This window comes from Pseudomonas putida (genome assembly GCF_028682635.1).
In the GTDB taxonomy this organism is placed as follows: Bacteria; Pseudomonadota; Gammaproteobacteria; order Pseudomonadales; family Pseudomonadaceae; genus Aquipseudomonas; species Aquipseudomonas putida_AE.
Genome location: NZ_JANHLK010000038.1, coordinates 1 through 21,854, shown reverse-complemented (window position 1 = coordinate 21,854; position 21,854 = coordinate 1). Strand labels below are relative to the sequence as shown.

At 60.0% G+C, this 21,854-nt stretch carries 19 protein-coding genes; 7 read left to right on the top strand and 12 right to left on the bottom strand.

All coding sequences use genetic code 11. From position 1 onward, the window contains the following. The first annotated feature begins 35 nt into the window (after positions 1-35). Together folB and folK are read left to right on the top strand one after the other, a co-directional pair. A complete protein-coding gene (gene folB, locus NPS56_RS28435) occupies positions 36-392 on the top strand; it encodes a dihydroneopterin aldolase (RefSeq protein WP_008051601.1) in 357 nt (118 codons plus the stop codon). Then, positions 383-901, top strand: a complete 519-nt coding sequence (gene folK / locus NPS56_RS28430) for a 2-amino-4-hydroxy-6-hydroxymethyldihydropteridine diphosphokinase (RefSeq protein WP_274077729.1) — start codon at positions 383-385, stop codon at positions 899-901. The genes folB and folK overlap by 10 nt, the downstream gene beginning before the upstream one ends. Before the next feature lie 89 nt (positions 902-990). Here the strand turns inward: folK and NPS56_RS28425 are convergent, their stop codons facing one another. The 11 genes from NPS56_RS28425 to NPS56_RS28375 form a co-directional block, all read right to left on the bottom strand. Beyond that, a complete protein-coding gene (locus tag NPS56_RS28425) occupies positions 991-2,214 on the bottom strand; it encodes a multifunctional CCA addition/repair protein (protein ID WP_274077728.1) in 1,224 nt (407 codons plus the stop codon). 63 nt (positions 2,215-2,277) lie between these two features. Further along, complete coding sequence (locus NPS56_RS28420) at positions 2,278-3,840, bottom strand: SpoVR family protein (protein ID WP_274077727.1); 1,563 nt, start codon at positions 3,838-3,840, stop codon at positions 2,278-2,280. Next, positions 3,837-5,108, bottom strand: a complete 1,272-nt coding sequence (locus NPS56_RS28415; RefSeq protein ID WP_008061553.1) for a YeaH/YhbH family protein — start codon at positions 5,106-5,108, stop codon at positions 3,837-3,839. The genes NPS56_RS28420 and NPS56_RS28415 overlap by 4 nt, the downstream gene beginning before the upstream one ends. A 141-nt stretch (positions 5,109-5,249) precedes the next feature. Next, positions 5,250-7,172: a PrkA family serine protein kinase gene (locus NPS56_RS28410; RefSeq protein ID WP_008061555.1), complete on the bottom strand. Its 1,923-nt coding sequence runs from the start codon at positions 7,170-7,172 to the stop codon at positions 5,250-5,252. Positions 7,173-7,468: 296 nt separating this feature from the next. Next, positions 7,469-7,798: a thiosulfate sulfurtransferase GlpE gene (glpE, locus tag NPS56_RS28405; protein WP_274077726.1), complete on the bottom strand. Its 330-nt coding sequence runs from the start codon at positions 7,796-7,798 to the stop codon at positions 7,469-7,471. Between the two features lie 33 nt (positions 7,799-7,831). Then, entirely contained in the window at positions 7,832-8,716 is an 885-nt protein-coding gene (locus tag NPS56_RS28400) for a symmetrical bis(5'-nucleosyl)-tetraphosphatase (protein ID WP_274077725.1), read from the bottom strand. Then, entirely contained in the window at positions 8,716-9,096 is a 381-nt protein-coding gene (apaG, locus tag NPS56_RS28395; RefSeq protein ID WP_274077724.1) for a Co2+/Mg2+ efflux protein ApaG, read from the bottom strand. Before apaG ends, NPS56_RS28400 begins: the two co-directional genes overlap by 1 nt. 120 nt (positions 9,097-9,216) lie before the next feature. Then, positions 9,217-10,035: a 16S rRNA (adenine(1518)-N(6)/adenine(1519)-N(6))-dimethyltransferase RsmA gene (gene rsmA / locus NPS56_RS28390; protein ID WP_274077723.1), complete on the bottom strand. Its 819-nt coding sequence runs from the start codon at positions 10,033-10,035 to the stop codon at positions 9,217-9,219. Next, entirely contained in the window at positions 10,032-11,021 is a 990-nt protein-coding gene (gene pdxA, locus NPS56_RS28385) for a 4-hydroxythreonine-4-phosphate dehydrogenase PdxA (RefSeq protein WP_274077722.1), read from the bottom strand. Before pdxA ends, rsmA begins: the two co-directional genes overlap by 4 nt. Next, the gene (gene surA, locus NPS56_RS28380; protein ID WP_274077721.1) at positions 11,018-12,340 is read right to left on the bottom strand and encodes a peptidylprolyl isomerase SurA; all 1,323 of its coding nucleotides are present in this window, start codon (positions 12,338-12,340) and stop codon (positions 11,018-11,020) included. Before surA ends, pdxA begins: the two co-directional genes overlap by 4 nt. Beyond that, a complete protein-coding gene (locus NPS56_RS28375) occupies positions 12,315-15,113 on the bottom strand; it encodes an LPS-assembly protein LptD (protein ID WP_274077720.1) in 2,799 nt (932 codons plus the stop codon). The genes surA and NPS56_RS28375 overlap by 26 nt, the downstream gene beginning before the upstream one ends. Before the next feature lie 130 nt (positions 15,114-15,243). Between NPS56_RS28375 and NPS56_RS28370 the strand changes: the two genes are divergently transcribed. From NPS56_RS28370 to NPS56_RS28360, 3 genes are read left to right on the top strand one after another with little or no spacing between them, the layout of a single operon-like run. Next, positions 15,244-16,263: an aminoglycoside phosphotransferase family protein gene (locus NPS56_RS28370; RefSeq protein WP_274077719.1), complete on the top strand. Its 1,020-nt coding sequence runs from the start codon at positions 15,244-15,246 to the stop codon at positions 16,261-16,263. After that, positions 16,260-16,931, top strand: coding sequence for an N-acetylmuramate alpha-1-phosphate uridylyltransferase MurU (gene murU, locus NPS56_RS28365; RefSeq protein ID WP_274077718.1), 672 nt, complete (start codon positions 16,260-16,262; stop codon positions 16,929-16,931). The genes NPS56_RS28370 and murU overlap by 4 nt, the downstream gene beginning before the upstream one ends. 1 nt (position 16,932) lies before the next feature. After that, positions 16,933-17,703 (top strand): DnaJ domain-containing protein, encoded by a 771-nt coding sequence (locus NPS56_RS28360; protein WP_274077717.1) that lies wholly within the window; start codon positions 16,933-16,935, stop codon positions 17,701-17,703. 15 nt (positions 17,704-17,718) lie between these two features. On the opposite strand, the gene NPS56_RS28355 is transcribed toward NPS56_RS28360, so the two are convergent. After that, positions 17,719-18,696, bottom strand: coding sequence for an alpha/beta hydrolase family protein (locus NPS56_RS28355; protein WP_274077716.1), 978 nt, complete (start codon positions 18,694-18,696; stop codon positions 17,719-17,721). 73 nt (positions 18,697-18,769) lie between these two features. On the opposite strand from NPS56_RS28355, the gene NPS56_RS28350 reads away from it, so the two are divergent. Both NPS56_RS28350 and NPS56_RS28345 read left to right on the top strand, forming a co-directional pair. Then, positions 18,770-21,169, top strand: a complete 2,400-nt coding sequence (locus NPS56_RS28350) for a PAS domain-containing sensor histidine kinase (protein WP_274077715.1) — start codon at positions 18,770-18,772, stop codon at positions 21,167-21,169. Next, a complete protein-coding gene (locus NPS56_RS28345; protein WP_274077714.1) occupies positions 21,170-21,799 on the top strand; it encodes a response regulator in 630 nt (209 codons plus the stop codon). It begins immediately after the preceding gene. Positions 21,800-21,854 lie beyond the last annotated feature (55 nt).

The window sequence follows — 21,854 nt, the reverse complement described above, 5'->3', positions numbered from 1 at the left end:
GCATTGCGCCCTTGTCGTGTAGCGGAGAAAAGTGCTTGGACAGAGTGTTTATCGAGGGCCTGGAAGTCGACACCGTGATCGGTGCCTATGACTGGGAGCGAGGCATCCGACAGTGCTTGCGGCTTGACCTGAGTTTCGCCTGGGATAATCGTCCGGCCGCCGCTGGCGATGACCTGACCCTGGCGCTGGATTACGCGAGCGTTTCGTCGCGCATCCAGGCCTTTGCCGAGCAGGCGCAGTTCCAGCTGGTCGAGACCTTTGCCGAGCGGCTGGTTGAAGTGCTGATGAGCGAATTCAAGATCACCTGGATGCGCCTCAAACTGACCAAGCCAGGCGCGGTTCCTGCCGCTACCGGTGGCGTGGGCGTGGAGATCGAGCGCGGATGTCGCTGACTCAGGTATATCTCGGGCTCGGCAGCAATATCGAGCGCGAAACCCATTTGCAGGCCGGCCTGGAAGCACTGGCGGGTTTTTTGGTGGATATGCGTTGCTCGGCGGTCTTCGAAAGCCAGCCAGTGGGGATCAAGAGCGGGCCGTTCTTCAATTTCGTGGTGTCGGCCTGTACCGACTTGCCGCTGATGGAGCTGGATCGCCGGTTAAAGTTCATTGAGGCCGATAATGGGCGTTACGCGCCTGATCGCCGAGGTTTGCCTCTGGATATCGACGTGTTGCTGTTCGGTGACCTGGTGGGCAACTTCGATGGCCTGGTACTGCCGAGGGCGGAAATTCTTAAAAATGCCTTTGTATTGTGGCCGTTGTCGCTGATTGCGCCGGATCGCGTGCACCCGGGTGTAGGTAAAAGTTTCGCCGCGTTGTGGGCCGAAGCGCAGATTGATCAAGTGCTTGCGCCGGTGGCATTTGAGTGGCGTGGGCAGCCATTAACCCCGTCCGATTTGCTTTAAAGCAAAAGATCGCAGCCTGCGGCAGCTCCTACATGGAAACGCATATTCCTGTGTAGGAGCTGCCGCAGGCTGCGATCTTGTGATCTTGCTTAGGCTTGTTCCTTATAAGCTTTCAACGCCTTGAGCCGTTCACGCTTGATTGCCTCGCCCAGCTCAGGCCCTTTGAATCCCTGCTCCAGCAACGGCTGAACCGCCACGCTACGCGCCACCGTCGCCGCCCCGCGCAGGTAATCGGCCTGTGGATAACTTCTCTGCTCCAGCCCCTTCCGCCCTCGCGCATCCATCTCACAAGCGGCGATGAATTCCTCGAACCGCTGCGGCCGACGGTAAACGTCGAAGCTCTGCAGTAGCTCCAGCAAGGTCGATGGTTTCAGTTCCAGTGCGCGATGACCGTGGGTGTGGTACTCGCCCACCAGCAACGCCAGCTCCTGGCAATCCCTCGGTGCCTTGAAGCGTTCGTTGACCGCTTTGATCAACTTCAGTCCTTTGGACTCATGGGCAATGTGACGCGGCCACTGCTCCTCTGGCGTCAGCCCCTTACCCAGGTCATGCAGCAGGCAGGCCCAGCGCACGGTCAGCGGTTGTTTGTGCTGTGCCGCTTGCTGCAGCACGCTCAGGGTGTGGGCGCCGGTGTCGATTTCCGGGTGGTGGGCTGCCGGTTGCGGGACGCCGAACAGTGCGTCGACTTCCGGCATCAGCACTTCGAGCGCGCCACACGCGCGCAATACCTCGATAAACACCTGTGGCTGATTTTCCATCAGGGCGCGGGAGATTTCTTTCCAGCTGCGCTCAGCCGTCAGTGCCTGGAGTTCGCCTGACTCACTGAGCTGGCGCATCAGATCGAGGGTTTCGGGAGCGACAGTGAAGCCGAGTTCGGCGTAGCGTGCGGCGAAGCGAGCAACGCGCAAGACCCTGAGCGGATCTTCGGCAAACGCGGGGGAAACGTGGCGCAGTACACGGGCCTCGAGATCGCGCTGGCCGTGGTAGGGGTCGGTCAGGTTCTGCTGATCGTCTTCGGCCATCGCGTTGATCGTCAGGTCGCGGCGTATCAGGTCTTCTTCGAGGGTCACGTCTGGGCTGGCGTGGAACGTGAACCCGCCATAACCGCGTCCGCTTTTGCGTTCGGTGCGGGCGAGGGCATATTCCTCGCCGGTTTTCGGATGAAGAAACACCGGAAAGTCAGCGCCTACAGGCCGATAACCCTGGGCGAGCATCTCTTCAGTGGTCGCGCCAACCACCACCCGGTCGATATCGGTGACAGCTATGCCGAGCAGGCGATCGCGTACCGCGCCGCCAACTTTATAAATCTGCATGAAAAACCTCCGTTAGCTCGACAGGATAACCCTTGCTTCGAGCGTTCGGAGGCATAAACGGCATCACAAATGGATGACAGCCAGGTCCAGCCGGCCGTAATCGCCTTCGGCGTGTTCGCCCCTCGGTGGCACATGGTGGGTTTTCATGATCTGGTCACCCTGCAGGGTTTCCAGGTGAATATCAAAGCCCCAGAGGCGATGCAGGTGCTTGAGCACTTCCTCGGTGGACTCTCCCAGCGGTTTACGGTCGTGTTGCTGGTGGCGCAGGGTCAGAGAGCGGTCGCCGCGTCTGTCGATGCTGTAGATCTGCACGTTGGGTTCGCGATTGCCCAGGTTGTATTGGGCGGCCAGGGTTTCACGGATGATGCGATAACCGCCTTCGTCATGAATGGCCGGTACCAGTAGATCGTCTTTCTGGTCGTCATCGAGAATGCTGAACAGCTTGAGGTCGCGGATCACTTTGGGTGAAAGGTACTGCAGGATGAAACTCTCATCCTTGAAGCTGCTCATGGCGAACTTGATGGCTGCCAGCCAGTCGGTGCCGGCAATGTCCGGGAACCAGCGGTAATCCTCTTCAGTAGGTTCTTCGCACATGCGCCGTATGTCGCGGTACATGGCAAAGCCCAGGGCGTAGGGGTTGATACCGCTGTAATAGGGGCTGTCGAAGCCAGGCTGGAAGACCACGCTGGTGTGGGACGTCAGGAACTCCATCATGAAGCCGTCGGTCACCAGGCCTTCGTCGTACAGGTCGTTCATCAGGGTGTAGTGCCAGAATGTGGCCCAGCCTTCGTTCATGACCTGGGTCTGGCGTTGAGGATAAAAATACTGGGCGATCTTGCGTACGATCCGCACGATTTCCCGCTGCCAGGGCTCCAGCAGCGGCGCATGTTTTTCGATGAAGTACAGGATGTTCTCCTGCGGTTCGGCGGGGAAGCGCGCGTTGTCCTTGTCGCTGTACTTGTCTGCGCCTTTGGGAATGGTGCGCCACAGATCGTTGATCTGCTTCTGCAGGTGTTCTTCCCGGTCCTTTTGCCGGCGTCGTTCTTCCTCGGCAGAAATAGGGTAGGGACGTTTGTAGCGATCAACACCGTAGTTCATCAATGCGTGGCAGGAGTCGAGCAAGTCTTCGACCGCATCGATGCCATGGCGCTCTTCGCACTGCATGATGTACTGCTTGGCGAACACCAGGTAATCGATGATCGAGCTGGCATCGGTCCAGGTGCGGAACAGGTAATTGCCCTTGAAGAAGCTGTTGTGCCCGTAGCACGCATGCGCCACCACCAGCGCCTGCATGCAGATGGTGTTTTCCTCCATGAGGTAGGCGATGCACGGGTCGGAGTTGATCACGATTTCGTAGGCCAGCCCCATCTGACCGCGTGTGTAGGACTTTTCGGTGCTGAGAAAATGTTTGCCGTAGGACCAGTGGTGATACCCCAGCGGCATACCGACGGAGGCGTAGGCGTCCATCATCTGTTCAGCGGTGATCACTTCGATCTGGTTAGGGTACGTATCGAGCGCGTAGCGAGCTGCAATACGACTGATTTCACGGTCGTAGGCCTGGATCAGCTCGAACGTCCATTCCGATCCGGTGGATATGGGTTGGCGCTTCTGCTCTTTGGCGGTCATGTCACTAACCTGCGCTGGAAGAGTTCACGGAAGACCGGATAGATATCCCCGGCCGAGACCAGTTGTTGCTGGGCAAAAGTGTCGGAAAAGGCTTCAGCGATGCGCTCGTACTCGAACCACAGGGCCTGATGTTCCCGTGGGGTAATCTCAACGTAAGTGTAGTACTGCACGAATGGCATGATCTGGTTGATCAGGATGTCGCGGCAAATAGGCGAATCGTCGTTCCAGTTGTCGCCGTCGGAGGCCTGGGCAGCGTAGATGTTCCACTCGTTGGCCGGATAGCGCTCGGCCATGATTTCCTGCATCAACTTCAAGGCGCTGGACACGATGGTGCCGCCGGTTTCTCGGGAGTAGAAGAACTCCTCCTCGTCCACTTCGCGGGCACTGGTGTGGTGGCGGATGAACACCACGTCGATCTTGTCGTAGTTACGCTTGAGAAACAGGTACAGCAGGATGAAGAAGCGCTTGGCGATGTCCTTGGTCGCCTGGGTCATCGAACCGGAAACGTCCATGAGGCAGAACATCACCGCCTTCGAGCTGGGGTTGGGTTGTTTGATCAGCAGGTTGTATTTGAGGTCGAAGGTGTCGAGAAAGGGTACGCGGTGAATACGCGCGCTGAGTTTTTCGATTTCTGCCTCAAGTTCCTGGATATCGCCGAAGTTGTCCGGTTCTTCCTGCTTGAGTCGCAGCAGTTCCTCTTTGGCTTCGCGCAGTTTCGCCCGGCTGCTGCCGGACAGGGCGATTCGCCGTGCGTGGGCTGAGCGCAGGGTTCGGATGATGTTGATCCGCGAGGGGTTGCCCTCGTTGCTGATCCCCGCGCGCACGGTCTTGAAGGTGTCGGTGCCAGTCAGGTTGCGCTTGACCAGGTTCGGCAGTTCAAGGTCTTCGAACATGAACTCGAGGAATTCTTCCTGGGTGATCTGGAAGACGAACTCGTCCATCCCTTCGCCCGAGTTGCCGGCCTTGCCAGGTCCTCTGCCGCCGCCACCCCCAGGTGGCCGGGCAATGTGTTCGCCGCTGGTGAATTCCTTGTTGCCCGGGTGCACGACGGTCTGTTTGCCGCCGCGTCCGTGGTGAAGCACCGGTTCGTCGATGTCGCGCCCCGGGATGCTGATTTGCTCGCCGTGTTCCATATCGGTAATGGAACGCCGGCTGACCGCCTCTTCGACAGCCTTTTTGATGTGATCACGGTAACGCCGCAGAAACCGCTGGCGGTTCACCGTGCTCTTGTTCTTGCCATTGAGACGTCGGTCGATCACATAGCTCATAGGCCCTCCGGGGAGCTTCGAGTCATAAGCTTCAAGCTGCAAGACAGAAGCTTCAGAAACAAGCGGCGCGCGACATATGGCCACATTTACGCCAACAACGCGTTTTCGGTGGGGCGGTGTCGCGTGCCGCTTGCAGCTCCCTTACTGGGACTTTCTGACCCTCAGGTACCACTCGGACAGCAGCCGTACCTGTTTGTCTGTGTAACCGCGCTCGACCATTCGAGTGACGAAGTCGTTGTGTTTCTGCTGGTCCTCTTTGCTGGCCTTGGCGTTGAAGCTGATGACTGGCAGGAGGTCCTCGGTGTTGGAGAACATTTTCTTCTCGATGACCACCCGCAGTTTTTCGTAGCTGAGCCAGGTCGGATTCTTGCCGTTGTTGTTGGCACGGGCGCGCAGCACAAAGTTGACGATTTCGTTGCGGAAATCCTTCGGATTGCTGATGCCGGCCGGTTTTTCGATTTTCTCCAGTTCTTCGTTCAGCGCAACACGGTTGAGGATTTCGCCGGTTTCCGGGTCGCGATACTCCTGATCCTGGATCCAGAAGTCTGCGTACAGCACGTAGCGATCGAAGATGTTCTGTCCGTACTCGCTGTAGGACTCGAGGTAGGCGGTCTGGATCTCCTTGCCGATGAATTCGATGTAACGCGGTGCCAGGTACTCCTTGAGGAAGCGCAGGTAGCGTTCACGGGTTTCGGCCTGGAACTGTTCCTGCTCGATCTGTTGCTCGAGCACGTACAGCAGGTGCACCGGGTTGGCGGCGATTTCGTGAGGATCGAAGTTGAAGACCTTGGACAGGATCTTGAACGCGAAGCGGGTCGACAGGCCGTTCATGCCTTCGTCGACACCGGCGTTGTCGCGATACTCCTGGATCGACTTGGCCTTCGGATCGGTGTCCTTGAGGTTTTCGCCGTCGTACACCCGCATCTTGGAGTAGATGTTGGAGTTTTCCGGTTCCTTCAGACGTGAAAGCACAGTGAACTGGGCGAGCATTTTCAAAGTGTCGGGCGCGCAATGGGCTTTGGCCAGCGAGCTGTTGAACAGCAACTTGTCGTAGATCTTCACCTCGTCACTGACCCGCAGGCAGTACGGCACTTTGACGATGTAGATCCGGTCGATGAACGCCTCGTTGTTCTTGTTGTTGCGGAAGGTGTGCCATTCCGATTCGTTGGAGTGGGCCAGCAGGATCCCGGTGAACGGAATCGCACCGAGACCTTCTGTACTGTTGTAGTTGCCTTCCTGGGTCGCGGTCAGCAATGGGTGCAGGACCTTGATCGGCGCCTTGAACATTTCGACGAATTCCATCAGGCCCTGGTTGGCCCGGCACAGTGCGCCCGAATAGCTGTAGGCATCGGCGTCGTTCTGTGGGAATTCTTCCAGTTTGCGGATATCGACCTTGCCCACCAGTGCCGAGATGTCCTGGTTGTTTTCATCGCCCGGCTCGGTTTTGGCCACGGCGATCTGGTTGAGGATCGACGGGTAGAGTTTGACCACGCGGAACTGGCTGATGTCGCCGCCGAATTCGGCCAGGCGTTTGGTGGCCCATGGCGACATGATGGTGTTGAGGTAGCGTCGCGGGATGCCGAAATCTTCCTCGAGGATCGCGCCATCTTCAGTGGCGTTGAACAGACCCAGGGGCGATTCGAATACCGGCGAGCCCTTGATCGCGTAGAAGGGCACTCTTTCCATCAGTTGCTTGAGTTTTTCGGCCAGGGACGATTTACCACCGCCAACGGGGCCGAGCAGATAAAGGATCTGTTTCTTCTCTTCCAGGCCTTGGGCGGCATGGCGGAAATACGACACGATCTGGTCGATGCATTCTTCCATCCCGTGGAAGTCTTCAAAGGCCGGATAGCGGCGGATCACCTTGTTGGAGAAGATTCGCGACAGCCTCGAGTTGGTCGAGGTGTCGAGGAGTTCCGGTTCGCCGATGGCCAGCAAAAGACGCTCGGCGGCGGAAACGTAGGCGCTACGGTCCTTTTTGCACAACTCCAGATACTCTTGCAGCGAGAGTTCTTCCTGGCGTGTGGACTCGAAACGTTGTTGGAAGTGGCTAAAGATACTCATGACGTCACCTCGCTCGATACGTGGAGCCGACGCCGGATCACTCAGTCGATGCTGGCAGCAACCGAACAGGCAGTTGCTGTTTACCCCCCAGAACTCTTTCGGAGCTGACTACCCCGAAAGCTACTCCCGATGACCCGTGCGCCGGTGTACCGGCTCTCCCCTGTTTTGGATGGCCTGCGCTTAAGGATAGTTGGGAATTCGGGAGGTAAAGGCGAGATACGTAATTAGTTGTGGCTGACCGTTCGTCTGCCACCGCGCAAGCCCGCGGTGGCTGGGGCTTGCACATGACAAAAAAATTATTCGCTGGTGCCTTGCGCCGTTTCCGTAGGGTAAGTCGTACGCCACAGCTCAAAACCGCCATCCATGCTGTAGACGTCGGAGAAACCCTGGCTGATCAGGTAGGCAGCGGCGCCCTGGCTGGAGTTGCCGTGATAGCAGACCACCACGGTTGGCGCGTCCAGGTCGGCGCCCTGGATGAAGGCGTGCAGGGAGTGGTTGTCCAGGTGCCTGGAGCCGCTGATGTGCAGGGCGGCAAAGGTCGCGGGATCGCGGACGTCGACCACCACTGCGCCTTGTTCGCGCAGGGCCTGGGCCTGTTCCGGGGGGATACGTTTGAATTCGCTCATGGCGGGCTCCTGTGGCTCGGCTGAAAGCGCAGTCTAGCGCGGGGCGCTGGCTGACGATGGTTCGGAAATCTGTGGAGCGACTGGCGGCGCGGCGGCATGGCCATGTTCGTCGCATTTGCAGGACAGGCGTTCGCCCGTGTCGACATTCATCAGGGTCAGGGCACCGCCCCAGACGCAGCCGGTGTCGAGGGCCGAGATGTTCGGCTCCTGGACCTTGCCTTCCAGCGCTGCCCAGTGGCCGAAGATGATCTTCAGGTCCCTGGTCTTGCGCTCCTTGTGCTGGAACCACGGTTTGTAGCCTGCCGGTGCCGTGTCGAGGCCTTCCTTGCTCTTGAGGTCAAGCTTGCCCTCGGCCGTACAAAAGCGCATGCGCGTGAAATAGTTGGTAATCACCCGTAGGCGCGTCACGCCCTTGAGGTCGCTGTCCCATTTCGCCGGATCGTTCCCGTACATGCCATCGAGGTAGGGTGGCAGCAGGTTGTCGTCGCGCAGGGCGGTCTCGACTTCGGCAGCGTATTTCAGCGCTTTGCGCAGCGACCATTGCGGTGGAATGCCGGCATGCACCATCGCAACGTTGCGCTGTTCGTCGTAGTGCATGAGTTTTTGCTGGCGCAGCCATTCCATCAACTCGGCGCTGTCCGGGGCTTCGATAATCTCGCGAAGGGTGTCGGCTTTCTTCAGGCGCTCGATGTTCTTCCCGGCCGCCAGCAAGTGCAGGTCATGGTTACCGAGCACGCACACCAGCGATTCGCGGATGCTATAGAGGAAGCGCAAGGTTTCCAGCGACTGCGGACCGCGGTTGACCAGGTCGCCCACCAGCCACAGGCGATCGCTTGCCGGGTCGAAGGCGACCTTCTTGAGCAGGCATTGCAATGCGTCGAGGCAGCCTTGCAGGTCGCCAACGGCATAGGTTGCCATCAGTGCAAGGCTCCGGGCACCGCCAGGCGGAACGGGGCGATGATGGCATCGAAATGTTTGCCGTCATCGGCGCGCATCTCGTAGGTACCCTGCATGGTACCGACCTTGGATGTCATGACGGTGCCGCTGCTGTAGGTATGGCTTTCGCCCGGCTCGATCAGCGGTTGCTGGCCAACCACGCCCGCACCGCGAACTTCCTCGACATGCCCGTCGCCATCGGTGATGACCCAATGCCGAGACAACAGTTTGGCCGCTAGCGAGCCGTTATTTTGCACGGTGATGGTATACGCGAAGGCAAAACGCTCTTGCTCGGGTTGCGACTGTTCTGCCAGATAGCGGGTGACGACGCTGACGTCGACCTGATAACGAGGATCGGACATGCAAAGGGCCTTAAAAACGAAGCGGAACGCGGGGCATGACTGATGATCAGTCTAGGCCAGGTATCGGATAGTAAACCAGACATAAACGCTGGTGTCCTACCCGATAACGCTTCAGTTCTGTCAGACGTCCGCGGCTTTCTGTAGGACTTGTTCGCTTAGCTTATCGGCAAGGCGTACGAAGGCCGCCAGATCGAGCTGTTCGGGCCGCAAGCTGCCATCGACGCCAGCGGCTTCGATTTCGGCGTTGCTCAGCAACAGCTTGAGTGTGTTGCGCAGGGTTTTGCGGCGCTGGTTGAATGCCTCGCGCACGACACGCTCCAGCAAACGGTGGTCCTTGGCCGGGTGCGGCAGCACCGCGTGGGGCACCAGGCGCACGATGGCCGAGTCGACTTTGGGTGGCGGATTGAACGCACCAGGCCCTACGTTGAACAGGTGTTCGACCCGGCAGTGGTACTGGACCATGATCGACAGCCGGCCCCAGTCACCGCCACCAGGCCCTGCCGCCAGGCGCTCGACCACTTCCTTTTGCAGCATGAAGTGCATGTCGCGAATCAGGTGCGCGTTGTGCAGCAGGTGGAAAATCAGCGGCGTGGAGATGTTGTAGGGCAGGTTACCGACCACGCGCAGGCTGCCAGGTGCGGCATTCAGGCTGGTGAAATCGAACTTCAACGCATCACCCTGATGCAGGTTGAAGTTGCTCTTGCCGGCGAATTGCTGGTTGAGGATCGGGATCAGGTCCTTGTCCAGTTCCACCACGTCGAGCTGGGCGCCGCTGCTGAGCAGGCCTTGGGTCAATGCGCCCTGGCCAGGGCCGATTTCCAGGAGACGGTCTTCGGCCTTGGCATGAATGGAGCGCAGGATGCGGTCGATAACGCCAGCATCGTGCAGGAAGTTCTGGCCAAAGCGCTTGCGCGCCTTGTGTTGGTATTGCTCGGTCATAAACGGGTCTCGGCCATCTGGTAGGCGGTTTCCAGGGCGACTTGCAGGCTGCCGGTGTCGATCTTGCCGCTGCCGGCCAGGTCCAGGGCGGTGCCGTGGTCGACCGATGTGCGGATGATCGGCAAGCCGAGGGTCACATTGACTGCTGCGCCGAAGCCTTTGTATTTCAGCACAGGCAGGCCCTGGTCGTGGTACATCGCCAGCACTGCATCGCAGTGCTCCAGATATTTGGGGGTAAACAGAGTGTCGGCGGGCAAGGGGCCGCGCAGGTCCATGCCTTCGCCGCGCAAGCGCTCTAACGTGGGTTCGATGATATCGATTTCTTCATGGCCCAGATGTCCGCCTTCACCGGCATGGGGGTTGAGCCCGCACACCAGGATTCGTGGCCGGGCAATGCCGAATTTTTGTTGCAGGTCGGTGTGCAGGATTCGCGTGACCCGCTCCAGCCGCTCAGGTGTGATCGCATCGGCAATCTCGCGCAGAGGCAGGTGAGTAGTGACCAGCGCCACGCGCAGCCCGCGAGTGGCGAGCATCATCACCACTTGCGCGGTATGGGTCAGGTCAGCGAGGAATTCCGTGTGCCCGGAAAAGGCGATACCGGATTCATTGATCACGCCTTTGTGCACCGGGGCGGTGATCATGCCGGCAAAATGCCCATCCAGGCAGCCTTGGCCCGCTCGGGTCAGGGTTTCCAGGACGAAAGCGGCGTTGGCCTTGTCCAGTTGCCCGGCGACGACCTTGGCGTTGAGCGGTGTATCCCAGACATACAGGCTGTTGGCGGGAGCGGGAGCATCCGGCCAGTTGTTCGGCGTGACGGGCAGCACATCGACAGCCACACCCAGCTGCGCGGCCCGCTCAAGGAGCAGGTCGCGGCTGGTGATGGCAATCAGGGGGTGTGGCTGGGCGTGCGAGGCGAGCAGCAGGCACAGGTCGGGACCTATGCCGGCTGGTTCGCCGGGTGTCAGCGCGAAACGTTGGGGTTTCACTGCGCTGCCTGGTCGGCGCCAGGGAGTTTGATTTCCACGTACGCTTCGTCACGGATCTGACGCAGCCAGGTTTGCAGCTCTTCATCGTATTTGCGGTTACGCAGTACGGTCATCGCTTGTTGCTCGCGAGCCTGGTTGGTGCTGTCTGTGGCGCGACGGCCAAGGACTTCCAGGACGTGCCAGCCGTATTGAGTCTGGAACGGCTTGGACAGCTGACCTTGCGGGGTCTTGGCCATCACTTCGCGGAACTCTGGAACCAGTACGCTCGGGTCGATCCAGTTCAAGTCGCCGCCATTGAGCGCGGAACCCGGATCTTCCGAGTAGCTTTTCGCCAGTTCGCCGAAGTCTTCACCCGATTCGATGCGGCTGTAGAGCGACTCGGCCAAGGCCTTGGTTTTAGCTTCGTCACGAATCGGGCTTGGTTTGACCAGGATGTGGCGGACATGCACTTCGTCGCGTACCTGGGCTTCACCACCACGTTTGCCGGTGATCTTCAGGATGATGAAGCCACCTGGCGTGCGCATTGGCTGAGTGATGTCGCCAACCGCCATGGTGCTCAGCAGCTGATCGAACGGAGGTGGCAACTGTGCGGCTTTACGCCAGCCCATGTCGCCGCCTTCCAGTGCGGTTTCGCTGGCGGATTTGGCGAGGGCCAATTGAGCGAAGTCAGCGCCTTGCTTGAGCTGCTGGTACACCGCGTCAGCCTGTTTGGCTGCAGCCTGAATGGCCTCGGAATTGGCGCTTTCCGGCGTGGCAATCATGATGTTGGACAGGCGGAACTCTTGGGACAGCTGCATTTTGCCCAGGTCTGAAGCGAGGAAGTTCTTCACTTCCTGCTCGGACACCTGGATTCGCTCGGCCACCCGGCGCTGGCGCACACGGCTGATGACCATTTCACGTCGGATCTGGTCACGCGCGTCATCGTAGGACAGACCGTCATGAGTCAGGGCAGCGCGGAATTGCTCGATCGACATGTTATTGCGCTGGGCAATGGTGCCGACAGCCTGGTTCAGTTCTTCATCGGTAATACGGATGCCGGAACGTTCGCCGATCTGCAGTTGCAGGTTCTCGACGATCAGGCGCTCAAGCACCTGTTGCTCCAGTACGCTGGCCGGTGGCACGGCGGAGCCGCGCTTGGCGATGGTTTGCTGGACTTCGTGGACCCGTTGGTCCAGTTGGCTCTGCATGACCACGTCGTTGTCGACAATGGCCACCACTTTATCGATGGACTGTACCGCGGCGTTGGCCGCGGTACCCAGGAACAGCGCGCCCAGCAAAAGCGGGCGCAGACAATCAGAAAGCTTGGTCTTCACGTTCACGATAACCTTGGATGCCTTTGTCGAGGAAACTCTCTACTTTGGAGCCAGTGAGGCCGCCGAGTCCCTTCAGAACAATTTGGAGGAAGACGCCATGGTCGCCTTTTTCGTTTTCCGGAGCGTCTTGACTGGTTTCGTCATAATCGACCCAGTAACGGTTGATCAGGCGCAGTTTCCAGCAGCAGTTGTCGTACTCGAAGCCACCAAAGGCTTCCAGGGTACGGTTGCGGTTGTAGTCGTACTGCCAGCGGCTGATGACGTTCCATTGCGGCACGACCGGCCAGATCACCGAGAAGTCGTGCTGTTCGATCTTGTAGTAGTCCTTCACGTAGCCAGGAGTGCCCGGGGTGCCATAGTCACCACCGCCGACCTGCCACGTACCGGAGTTCTGGTCATAACGAACCTGGTCATTGCGATAGCGATAGCCGGCGTTGATGACCTTGTTCGGGTTGTCTTCAGGCTGGTAGTGGAACATCGCGCTGCCCGAACGAGGGCTGCGGCTGTCCGGGTCCCAGTTGTAATCGGCAGTAGTGCGCCAGTCGCGGTTCCAGCGGTATTCGTACTCCAGCGCATAAGGAGAAACGTCAGAGTGCGCGTCTTCGCGGGTTTTTGCATCGATACCCGGCAATTGGACTTCGCGATCCTTGAAGTATAAAGCCTGGCCGACGCTGATGCGTTGGCGCTCGAAGCCGTTTTCTTCGATCCAGCGACTGGTCACGCCCAGGGACAGTTTGTTCTCGTCGCCGACACGGTCAGAGCCAGAGAAGCGGTTGTCGCGAAACAGCGACCCATAGCTGAAGGTGTATTCGCTGGTGTCGAATACCGGAATGTCTTCCTGGTCCTTCTCGGGTACGTAGAGGTAGAACAGGCGTGGCTCAAGGGTCTGGTTATAGTCTTTGCCGAACCAGTTGGTCTTGCGATCGAAATACAGGCCGCTGTCGATGCTGGCGATTGGCACGCCACGGTTCTGGTTGCTGTCGAACGTGCCGTTGAGGCGGTCCTGTTCTGCAGTCTGCGCGGCAACCTGGCTTTTGCCGATGCTGTCGAGATCCAGTTGGTATTGCGTGTACTGGTACTTGAGTTTTGGCGTGAGGAAGCCATAGCTTGCCTCCATCGGATAGCTGACCGCTGGCGCAAGGTTGAGGCGATCGCCATTGGCGCGGGCCAGACCCTGAACGTTGGTGTCGAGGCGCGGCTCTACGTTGCCATCTTCATCGGTGAAGTTGCCGTTCTTCAAGTCCCGGTCAAACCGTACGAGCTCGGTGTCATAGGTGAAATTCAGGCCGCCTGGACGATCCGGCAGCGCACCGTTGAAGGTGATCTGCGGCAAGCGGTCGTACGGCGTGATGTTCGACACGGTCGCCAGTTGATAAGCCTGGGCATTCACGCGAGCGGTGTAGCTGTCGCCACGGTAGCTGACGACACCTTGCTGGTTCACGTAGTCGGCGCTTTTCACACCGATCTGGTCAGTCTGCAGATCCTGGAAGTAATAAGGATCGCTGATCTTGGTGTAGTCGACTTCTGTCAGCACACGCGAATCAAGACCACCCTTGTGCTGCCAGTTGTACATGTAGCGGGTTTTTTCGTAATCGGTCTGCAGCTTGCGATCGTCGTTCTCGTCATTGAGGTATGCGGCGCCGAACTGACCTTCGCTGGACTTGGTCAGGTAGCGGAATTCGCCTTCCATCAACAGGCCGCGATCGCTCATGTAGCGCGGGTACAACGTGGCATCGTAGTTCGGTGCCAGGTTGAAGTAATACGGCGTGACCAGCAGGAAGCCGGTATCGGTGCCTGTGCCGATGGTCGGCGGCAGGAAGCCGGATTGACGACGGTCGTCGATCGGGAAGTAGATATACGGCGTGTACAGGACCGGAATGTCCTTGACCCGCAGTGTCACGTTGGTCGCGGTACCGAAGCCGGTGGCCGGGTTCAGGGTGATGTTGTTGCCCTTGAGCTGCCAGGCGTTGCTGTTCGGCTCGCACGTGGTGTACGTACCATCCTTGAGGCGGATGATCGCGTTCTCGGCACGCTTGGCGTACAGCGCGTTACCGCGGATACGCGACTTGTGCATCACGTATTCGGCGTTGTCGACCTTGGCTTCACCGGTATCGAGTTGCACATCCGCGTGGTCGCCCACGATCAGTGCGCCGTTGTCGCGAATGCGCACGTTGCCGCTCAGCTCACCGCGGCTCTCAGCCTGGTAAAGGTTGGCTTCGTCGGCCTCGACCTGCATGCTGCCCTGGCGCATGACCACGTCACCGGCCAGGGTGGCGACTTGCTCATCCTGCTTGTAGCGGGAGGCTTTGGCGCCGATAAAGGTTGGGGCGTCACTTTTATTCGTCTTGTCATTCATGCCAGGACGAGTCGGTTCGATATAGGAACCAGAGCAATAAGGACCGGTTTCGGCCAATTGTGCTGCAGTGAGCTGCTCGCGCGGAACCCAGTCGAGGTGGCTGTAGTCTGCGCTACGCGACTTCAGGCCACGGCCTTTGGATTCGGTGACCAGTGCAGGTTTGGCCCCCGTGTCTTCGCTGGTACCCGTTTCGGCGGGTGTCTCGCCGGTGGCGCTGACTGCGCTGCCGTCGTGGACCGGACGAGGTGGCAATGCAGCCGCCGGCGATTTTGGCGCACAACTCCAGGCTCCCGAAGCGGAGGCCGAGCAGTCATACTGTTCCGCGGCGACCACGAAAGGGGTGGCCAAGGGTTGCAGAGCCAGCAAACTGCCGGTCATCAACAACGGAAATTTTTTACGAAACGCGGGGGATTTCAATGCCATCTTAATAGTCCGGGCTTCCTGCGTGCCATCTGCCCGCGGTGTGGGCCGCACGCCTCTCGATGGTCTGAAAAAGATGCTGGATAATAAAGCATGACCCGCTTGACGGCTAGCGCCGTCGGAGACCCTTGCAATGCCTGACCAAGATCTACGTTTGCAACACCTGAAAGTTTGGCTCGATGAACAGCTGGCAATCCTTTTTGCGCAACAGGGATGGGGTGCCGTCCCCCCGGCCACGTTGACTGCGGCCAGCAGCGACGCGAGTTTTCGGCGCTATTTCCGTTGGGAAGGCGCAGGCAGAAGCCTGATCGTGATGGATGCGCCACCGCCCCAGGAAAACTGCAAGCCTTTCGTGGATATCGCTTTTCTGCTGGCGAAATCCGGAATAAATGTGCCGAAAATCTACGCCGAAGACCTTGAACGCGGATTTCTTTTGCTCAATGACCTGGGCACGAAGACGTACCTGGATGTGATCGACAGCGAAAACGCCGACGATTTGTTCAAGGATGCCCTGCAAGCGCTCCTGGCGTTCCAGCAGTTGCCGATGGTTGCGCCATTGCCGAGTTACGACGTGGCGTTGTTGCGCCGCGAGCTGGAGTTGTTCCCCGAGTGGTACGTCAAGCATGAGTTGGGCATCGAGTTCGATGCGGCGCAGCAAGTGCTCTGGCAGCAGGTCAGCGATCTGTTGATCGACAGTGCATTGGCCCAGCCGAAAGTCCTGGTGCACCGCGACTACATGCCGCGCAACCTGATGCTCAGCGAACCCAATCCCGGTGTGCTGGACTTTCAGGACGCCGTCTACGGTCCTGTCACCTACGACGTGACCTGCCTGTTCAAGGATGCCTTCCTCAGTTGGCCCGAGGAGCGCGTGCGCGGCTGGCTGGAAAATTACTGGCAGCAAGCGGCTGCGCTGGATATTCCGGTGCAGCCTGACTTTGAAGACTTTTTGCGCGCCAGCGACCTGATGGGGGTGCAGCGTCACCTGAAAGTGATCGGTATCTTCGCGCGCATTTGCCACCGGGATGGCAAGCCGCGTTACCTGGCTGATGTGCCACGCTTCTTTGCTTATATAGATGCAGTGATCGCGCGGCGTCCTGAGCTGGCTGAACTGGATGTTCTGCTGGCCAGCCTGCGTGCTGGAGTGCCGGCATGAAGGCAATGATTCTGGCGGCAGGCAAGGGCGAGCGCATGCGTCCCTTGACCCTGACCACGCCCAAGCCGCTGGTCCGCGCCGGTGGCGTGCCGCTGATCGAGTACCACCTGCGAGCGTTGGCCGCTGCCGGGTTTACCGAGATTGTGATCAATCATGCCTGGCTCGGTCAGCAGATCGAAGACTATCTCGGCGATGGATCGCGCTACGGTGTCAGCATTCGCTACTCCGCCGAAGGCGAACCCCTGGAAACCGGTGGCGGAATCTTCCGCGCGTTGCCGTTGTTGGGTGACGAGGCTTTCCTTGTCGTCAACGGGGATATCTGGACCGACTATGACTTCAGCGTGCTGCATCAACCCATCGCCGGGCTGGCGCACCTGGTGCTGGCCGACAACCCACCCCATCACCTCGCCGGCGACTTCAGCCTGACCGGTGACCAGGTCCGGGACGGTCAGCCGGACGCCGCCACCCTGACCTACAGCGGTATCGCCGTGCTGCATCCACAGCTGTTCGATGGCTGCTCGGCAGGGGCGTTCAAGCTTGCGCCATTGTTGCGCAAGGCCATGGCTGAAGGGCAAGTGACCGGCGAACGTCTGAAAGGTCTTTGGGTCGATGTCGGCACCCACGAGCGCCTGGCGGAAGCTGAATCCCTGATCGAAGCGAGCCGCTGACATGCTGTGGCCAGGGACTCTGATCGGAGCCGGAGCGGGCTTTGCCATCGCCAGTATTCCCGGGGCCATGCTTGGGGCCTTGATGGGGCAGGTGCTGGACAGGCACCTGGCCCTGCAAAGTTGGGCGCATCTGCGGGAAAAGCTCGGGGGGCGACCGGTCCTGCGCAACGACGAGTTGCTGTTTGTATTACTGGGGCGCCTGGCCAAGTGTGATGGAAGGGTAGTGGAGGGGCATATCCAGCAGGCCCGCGCGGAGATGCGTGCCCTGGAAATGTCCGAATCGGCACAGCGACGGGCGATTGCCGCGTTCAATAGGGGCAAGGCGGGCAGTGACCGGTTGCGGGGTCATCTGCTCCGGCTGAGGTCTCAGCCTTTTGCCGCAGAAGGGGTCTTGCGCGCTTGCTGGCGGATGGTTTGGGCCGATGGTCATGCCGGTACCCGCGAGCGTGAACTGCTGTTCCAGTGGGGCAGTTGGCTGGGGTGGAGCGCGCCACAGGTCAAGGGGCTGGCAACCGATTACGAGCCGCAGCATCGACCGCCGGTCAGCAGTGTCATTACAAGCTATCAGGACGCCTTGCGGTTGCTGGGGGTGTCCGCGACCAGTGAGCCCGCCCAGATCAAGCGTGCCTATCGACGCCTGCTCAGTCGCCATCACCCGGACAAGATTGCCGGCAGTGGTGCAACCGCGTCGCAGGTTCGCGAGGCCACCGACAAGACGCGCGAGCTGCATAATGCCTATACGTTGATTCGTCAGCGGCGGGATTTTCGCTAGCAGCGACCCGGTCAATCAGTCCGCCGCATTTTGCGGATTCAACCAGCCCCGCACCCGACGCACCAATTGCTCCTGTTGTGCCTTGTTATTGCCCGGCAAAGCCTTGAGCGAGACCTGGCTGAAGGCCGAAGTCTTCACGCGCTTGCTAGCCTGCAAGCGAGCCAGCGCCGCGTTGCGATCCAGCGGCTTGTCCATGTAGAAGAGGTCGACGGTGGGCAGCTTTAGGGTTGGCGCGAGTTCGTCCAGTTCTGGTGTCACTTTGACCGGCGTCTGCGCGGCGACCATGGCGAAGCGCTCGACTTGCGCCGTCTGCTTCTCGCTCAGATACCGCGCGGCCCAATAGGCACCCGTGCCATGCCCCAGCAAGACGATGCTGCGGACGCTTTGCTGTTCGGCAAAAGCGATGGCCGCGTCGATTCGGGCGAAGATTCGCTCGGCGTCAGCCTTGCTTTGCTCGTCGGCGGTTTCGGCGACGGCCTTGTCCGCCACCTCGGCTTCGCCGCCCGCCGCCTGTTCAATCGGGGCCGCGGTGGTCGAGTCTTTGCTGCCGACGTCCGGGGCCTTGGGGGCTGGAGCGGCTTCCATCACGCGTGGCGCAATGGCATCACTTTGCAAATCTGGCAGGGTGATACTCAGGCTGCTCCATTGCGCATCCGGCAATTGGCGACGCAGCGGACCGATTGCTTGCGGCCAGTCAACGGTTTCGCCTGCGCCAGGGATGATAATCACCGCGCCTTTGGGGTCAGCGGAGTTGGCCGGCTTCCACAGGGCCAGGAATGTATCGCTGCCCGCTTGCAGTTGTTGCTGTTCTTGAAGCGGAATTTTTCGCTCGAGTGCAGCGGCTTCTTCCTGACTACGCTCAGGCAATGGTTGGCGTTCGAGTGGTTTTTCTTCGGCGGGTTTTGCCTCTGCGGCAGCTGCCGCGGAAAAAGCCCATGGCAGGATCAGCGACAGGCACAATGCTGGCAGTGCCAGGCGGTAGACAGGGAGCATCGGATATTCCAGGCCAGAAGTTATCCCGGCAGCCTAATGGGTTGGTCAGTATTTGTCAGTGTGTGAGAGATCGATGATGCTTTTTCGCTGCCTGTGGGTTATCGGCTGTTTGTGGTTGCCCTTGATGGGCTGGGCGGCCGCCGCGCCACCGGCGCATGTCGCGCCGTTGTCGGCAGGCCAGCAGCAATGGCTGGCGCAGCAGGGCGATCTGCGGGTGGGGTTGGTGTTGCAAGCGCCCTACGCCCAGTACGACCGCCGCTTGCAGCGCTTGTCCGGGGTCAATGTCGAGCTGATGAAGTGGCTCGCCAAGTCGCTCAAGGTGGAACTGAGCTGGCGCAACTTTCCTGACCTGGAGCAACTGGAAGCGGCCGCCCGCGCAGGCGAAATCGACATCGCCCCGGGGTTGACCCAGACCCCGGGCGGTCTGCGCCTCTGGCAGTTTTCCGATCCGTACATGCGGGTGCCGCAACTGGTGGTCAGCGACCAGAAAAGCACCGGTGCGGTGGAACTGGAGAAACTCGACAGCCAAACCCGCGTCGCCGTACGCATGCCCAGTGCCACCGCCGATTACCTGCGCGGCAACTACCCGCATTTGAACCTGCAGGGGGTGCCGGTCGAACGCCAGGCGTTGCAGCTGTTGCTGAGCCAGCAAGCGGCCTACGCGGTGGTCGACGAGGCGCAATTGGGGCGCCTGTCCGTCGAGCCGGAGTTCGCCGGGTTGGTGGTGGTCGGGGATATCGGCTTGCCACAGCTGCTGCGGGTGGCCACGCGGCGCGACCTGCCAGAGTTGGCCGGTATTGTCGAAAGCGCGCTGCGGGCGATCCCGGCCAAGGATCTGGAGGCGCTGCACAACCAATGGCTGCAACCCAAGTATCCTCGGCTCAGCGAATCCCCGGGGTTCTGGCAAAACCTCTGCCTGCTGATGCTGGTAGTGGCGCTCAGCGCCATGGCCATCGTGTTCTGGCAACGGCGCCAGCAGCACAGCCTGGAGCAACGCCTGGCGGCGGCGCAGGCTGACATTGCCCTGCGCGCCGCCAGCGAAGAAGCCCTGCGCCTCACGCAGTTTTCCATCGACCAGAGTACCGTCGGCATTATGTGGGTGAACTGGGACAGTCACGTGCGCTACGCCAACCGCGCCGCCGAAACCATGCTGGGCTATCCGCCTGGTGGGATCATCGAGCGGCCATTGATCGAGTTCGAACCCGGCCTGCACATGGATCGCTGGTTGAACCTGTGGAAGCGCGCCAGGGCCAGCGACGACGCGCCGCAAAGTTTCGAAACCCATTGCCTGAGGGCCGATGGCAGCGTGCTGCCGGCGGATGTCTCATTGAGCTTCCTGCGCTTTCGCGATGGCGAGTACCTGGTGGTCTACCTGACCGATGTCACCGAAAGGCGTCGCGCCTTGGCGGCGCTGCAGGAAAGTGAAGCGCGCTTGCAAGGGATCGCGGCGAATGTGCCTGGCCTGGTCTTTCGCCTGGAGCGGGCGCCGGTGACGGGCCAGATCGACTTTGCCTACATCAGTGAAGGCAGCGAGAGCCTGGTGGGTTACTCGCCGGCCACCCTGGCCCATCGTGACAAAGGCCTGCGCAGCCTGGTGCATCCGGACGACAAGGCGAGCTATCACCAGACCCAGGATCATGCGCTGGACACCGACAGCGACTGGTCCTGGCAAGGGCGAATCCTGACGCGACAGGGCGAGCAGCGTTGGGCTGAAATCAAGGCGATCACCCGGCAACTCGAGGATGGCGCCTACGTCTGGGATGGGATTGTCTGGGACATCAGCGAGAGCAAGCGCATCGAGCTGGAACTGGCCAGCTCCCGTGGGCAATTGCGGGAATTGTCCGCGCACCTGGAGAGCGTGCGCGAAGAGGAAAAGGCCCGTATTGCCCGGGAAGTCCACGATGAACTGGGCCAGATGTTGACGGTGCTCAAGCTGGAAACGTCCATGTGCGAGCTGGCTTATGCACAACTCGATCCCGGGTTGAACGAGCGGTTGAACAGCATGAAGCGTTTGATCGCCCAACTGTTCCAGCTGGTACGCGATGTAGCGACGGCTTTGCGACCGCCGATTCTGGACGCCGGGATTGCTTCGGCCATCGAGTGGCAGGCACGTCGCTTCGAGGCGCGTACGCAGATTCCGTGTCTGGTACAGGTGCCGGAAAACTTGCCGGTGCTCAGTGATGCCAAGGCCATCGGCCTGTTTCGTATCCTTCAGGAGGCCTTGACCAATGTCATGCGTCACGCCCAGGCGCATACTGTCGAACTGACTTTGGCGATTGAGGGTGACGACCTGTGCCTGACCGTCAGCGATGATGGCGTAGGATTTGTCGCCTCGAGCGGCAGGCCGACATCCTTTGGGGTGGTGGGCATGCGCGAGCGGGTGTTGATCATGGGCGGGCAGCTGTCCCTTGAGAGTGAGCCGGGTGAGGGCACGACCCTGATCGTGCGAGTACCCCTGGATGAGGAGAGGTAAGTGATCCGTGTACTGGTAGCCGAAGACCACACCATCGTGCGTGAAGGCATCAAGCAATTGATCGGCCTGGCCAAGGACTTGCTTGTGGTGGGGGAGGCGAGCAATGGCGAACAGTTGCTCGAGACCTTGCGGCACGTGCCCTGCGAAGTGGTGCTGCTGGATATCTCCATGCCGGGGATCAACGGCCTCGAGGCAATTCCGCGGATTCGTGCCTTGAACAATCCGCCGGTGATCCTGGTGTTGTCGATGCACGACGAGGCGCAGATGGCCGCGCGGGCCTTGAAGGTTGGTGCGGCGGGCTATGCCACCAAGGACAGTGATCCGGCCCTGTTGCTGACAGCCATCCGCCGGGTAGCCGCGGGAGGGCGCTACATCGACCCGGACCTGGCCGACCGGATGGTCTTCGAAGTCGGCCTGACCGATTCGCGGCCGTTGCACTCATTGCTCTCGGAACGTGAGTTTTCCGTGTTCGAACGCCTGGCCCAGGGCGCCAACGTCAACGACATCGCCCAGCAACTGGCATTGAGCAGCAAAACCATCAGCACCCACAAGGCGCGGTTGATGCAGAAACTCAACATCACCTCACTGGCGGAGCTGGTGAAATACGCGATGGAACACAAACTTCTCTAAGACACCTATCTCTGTAGGAGCCGGCTTGCCGGCGAAGGCGATTTCGAGGACGAAA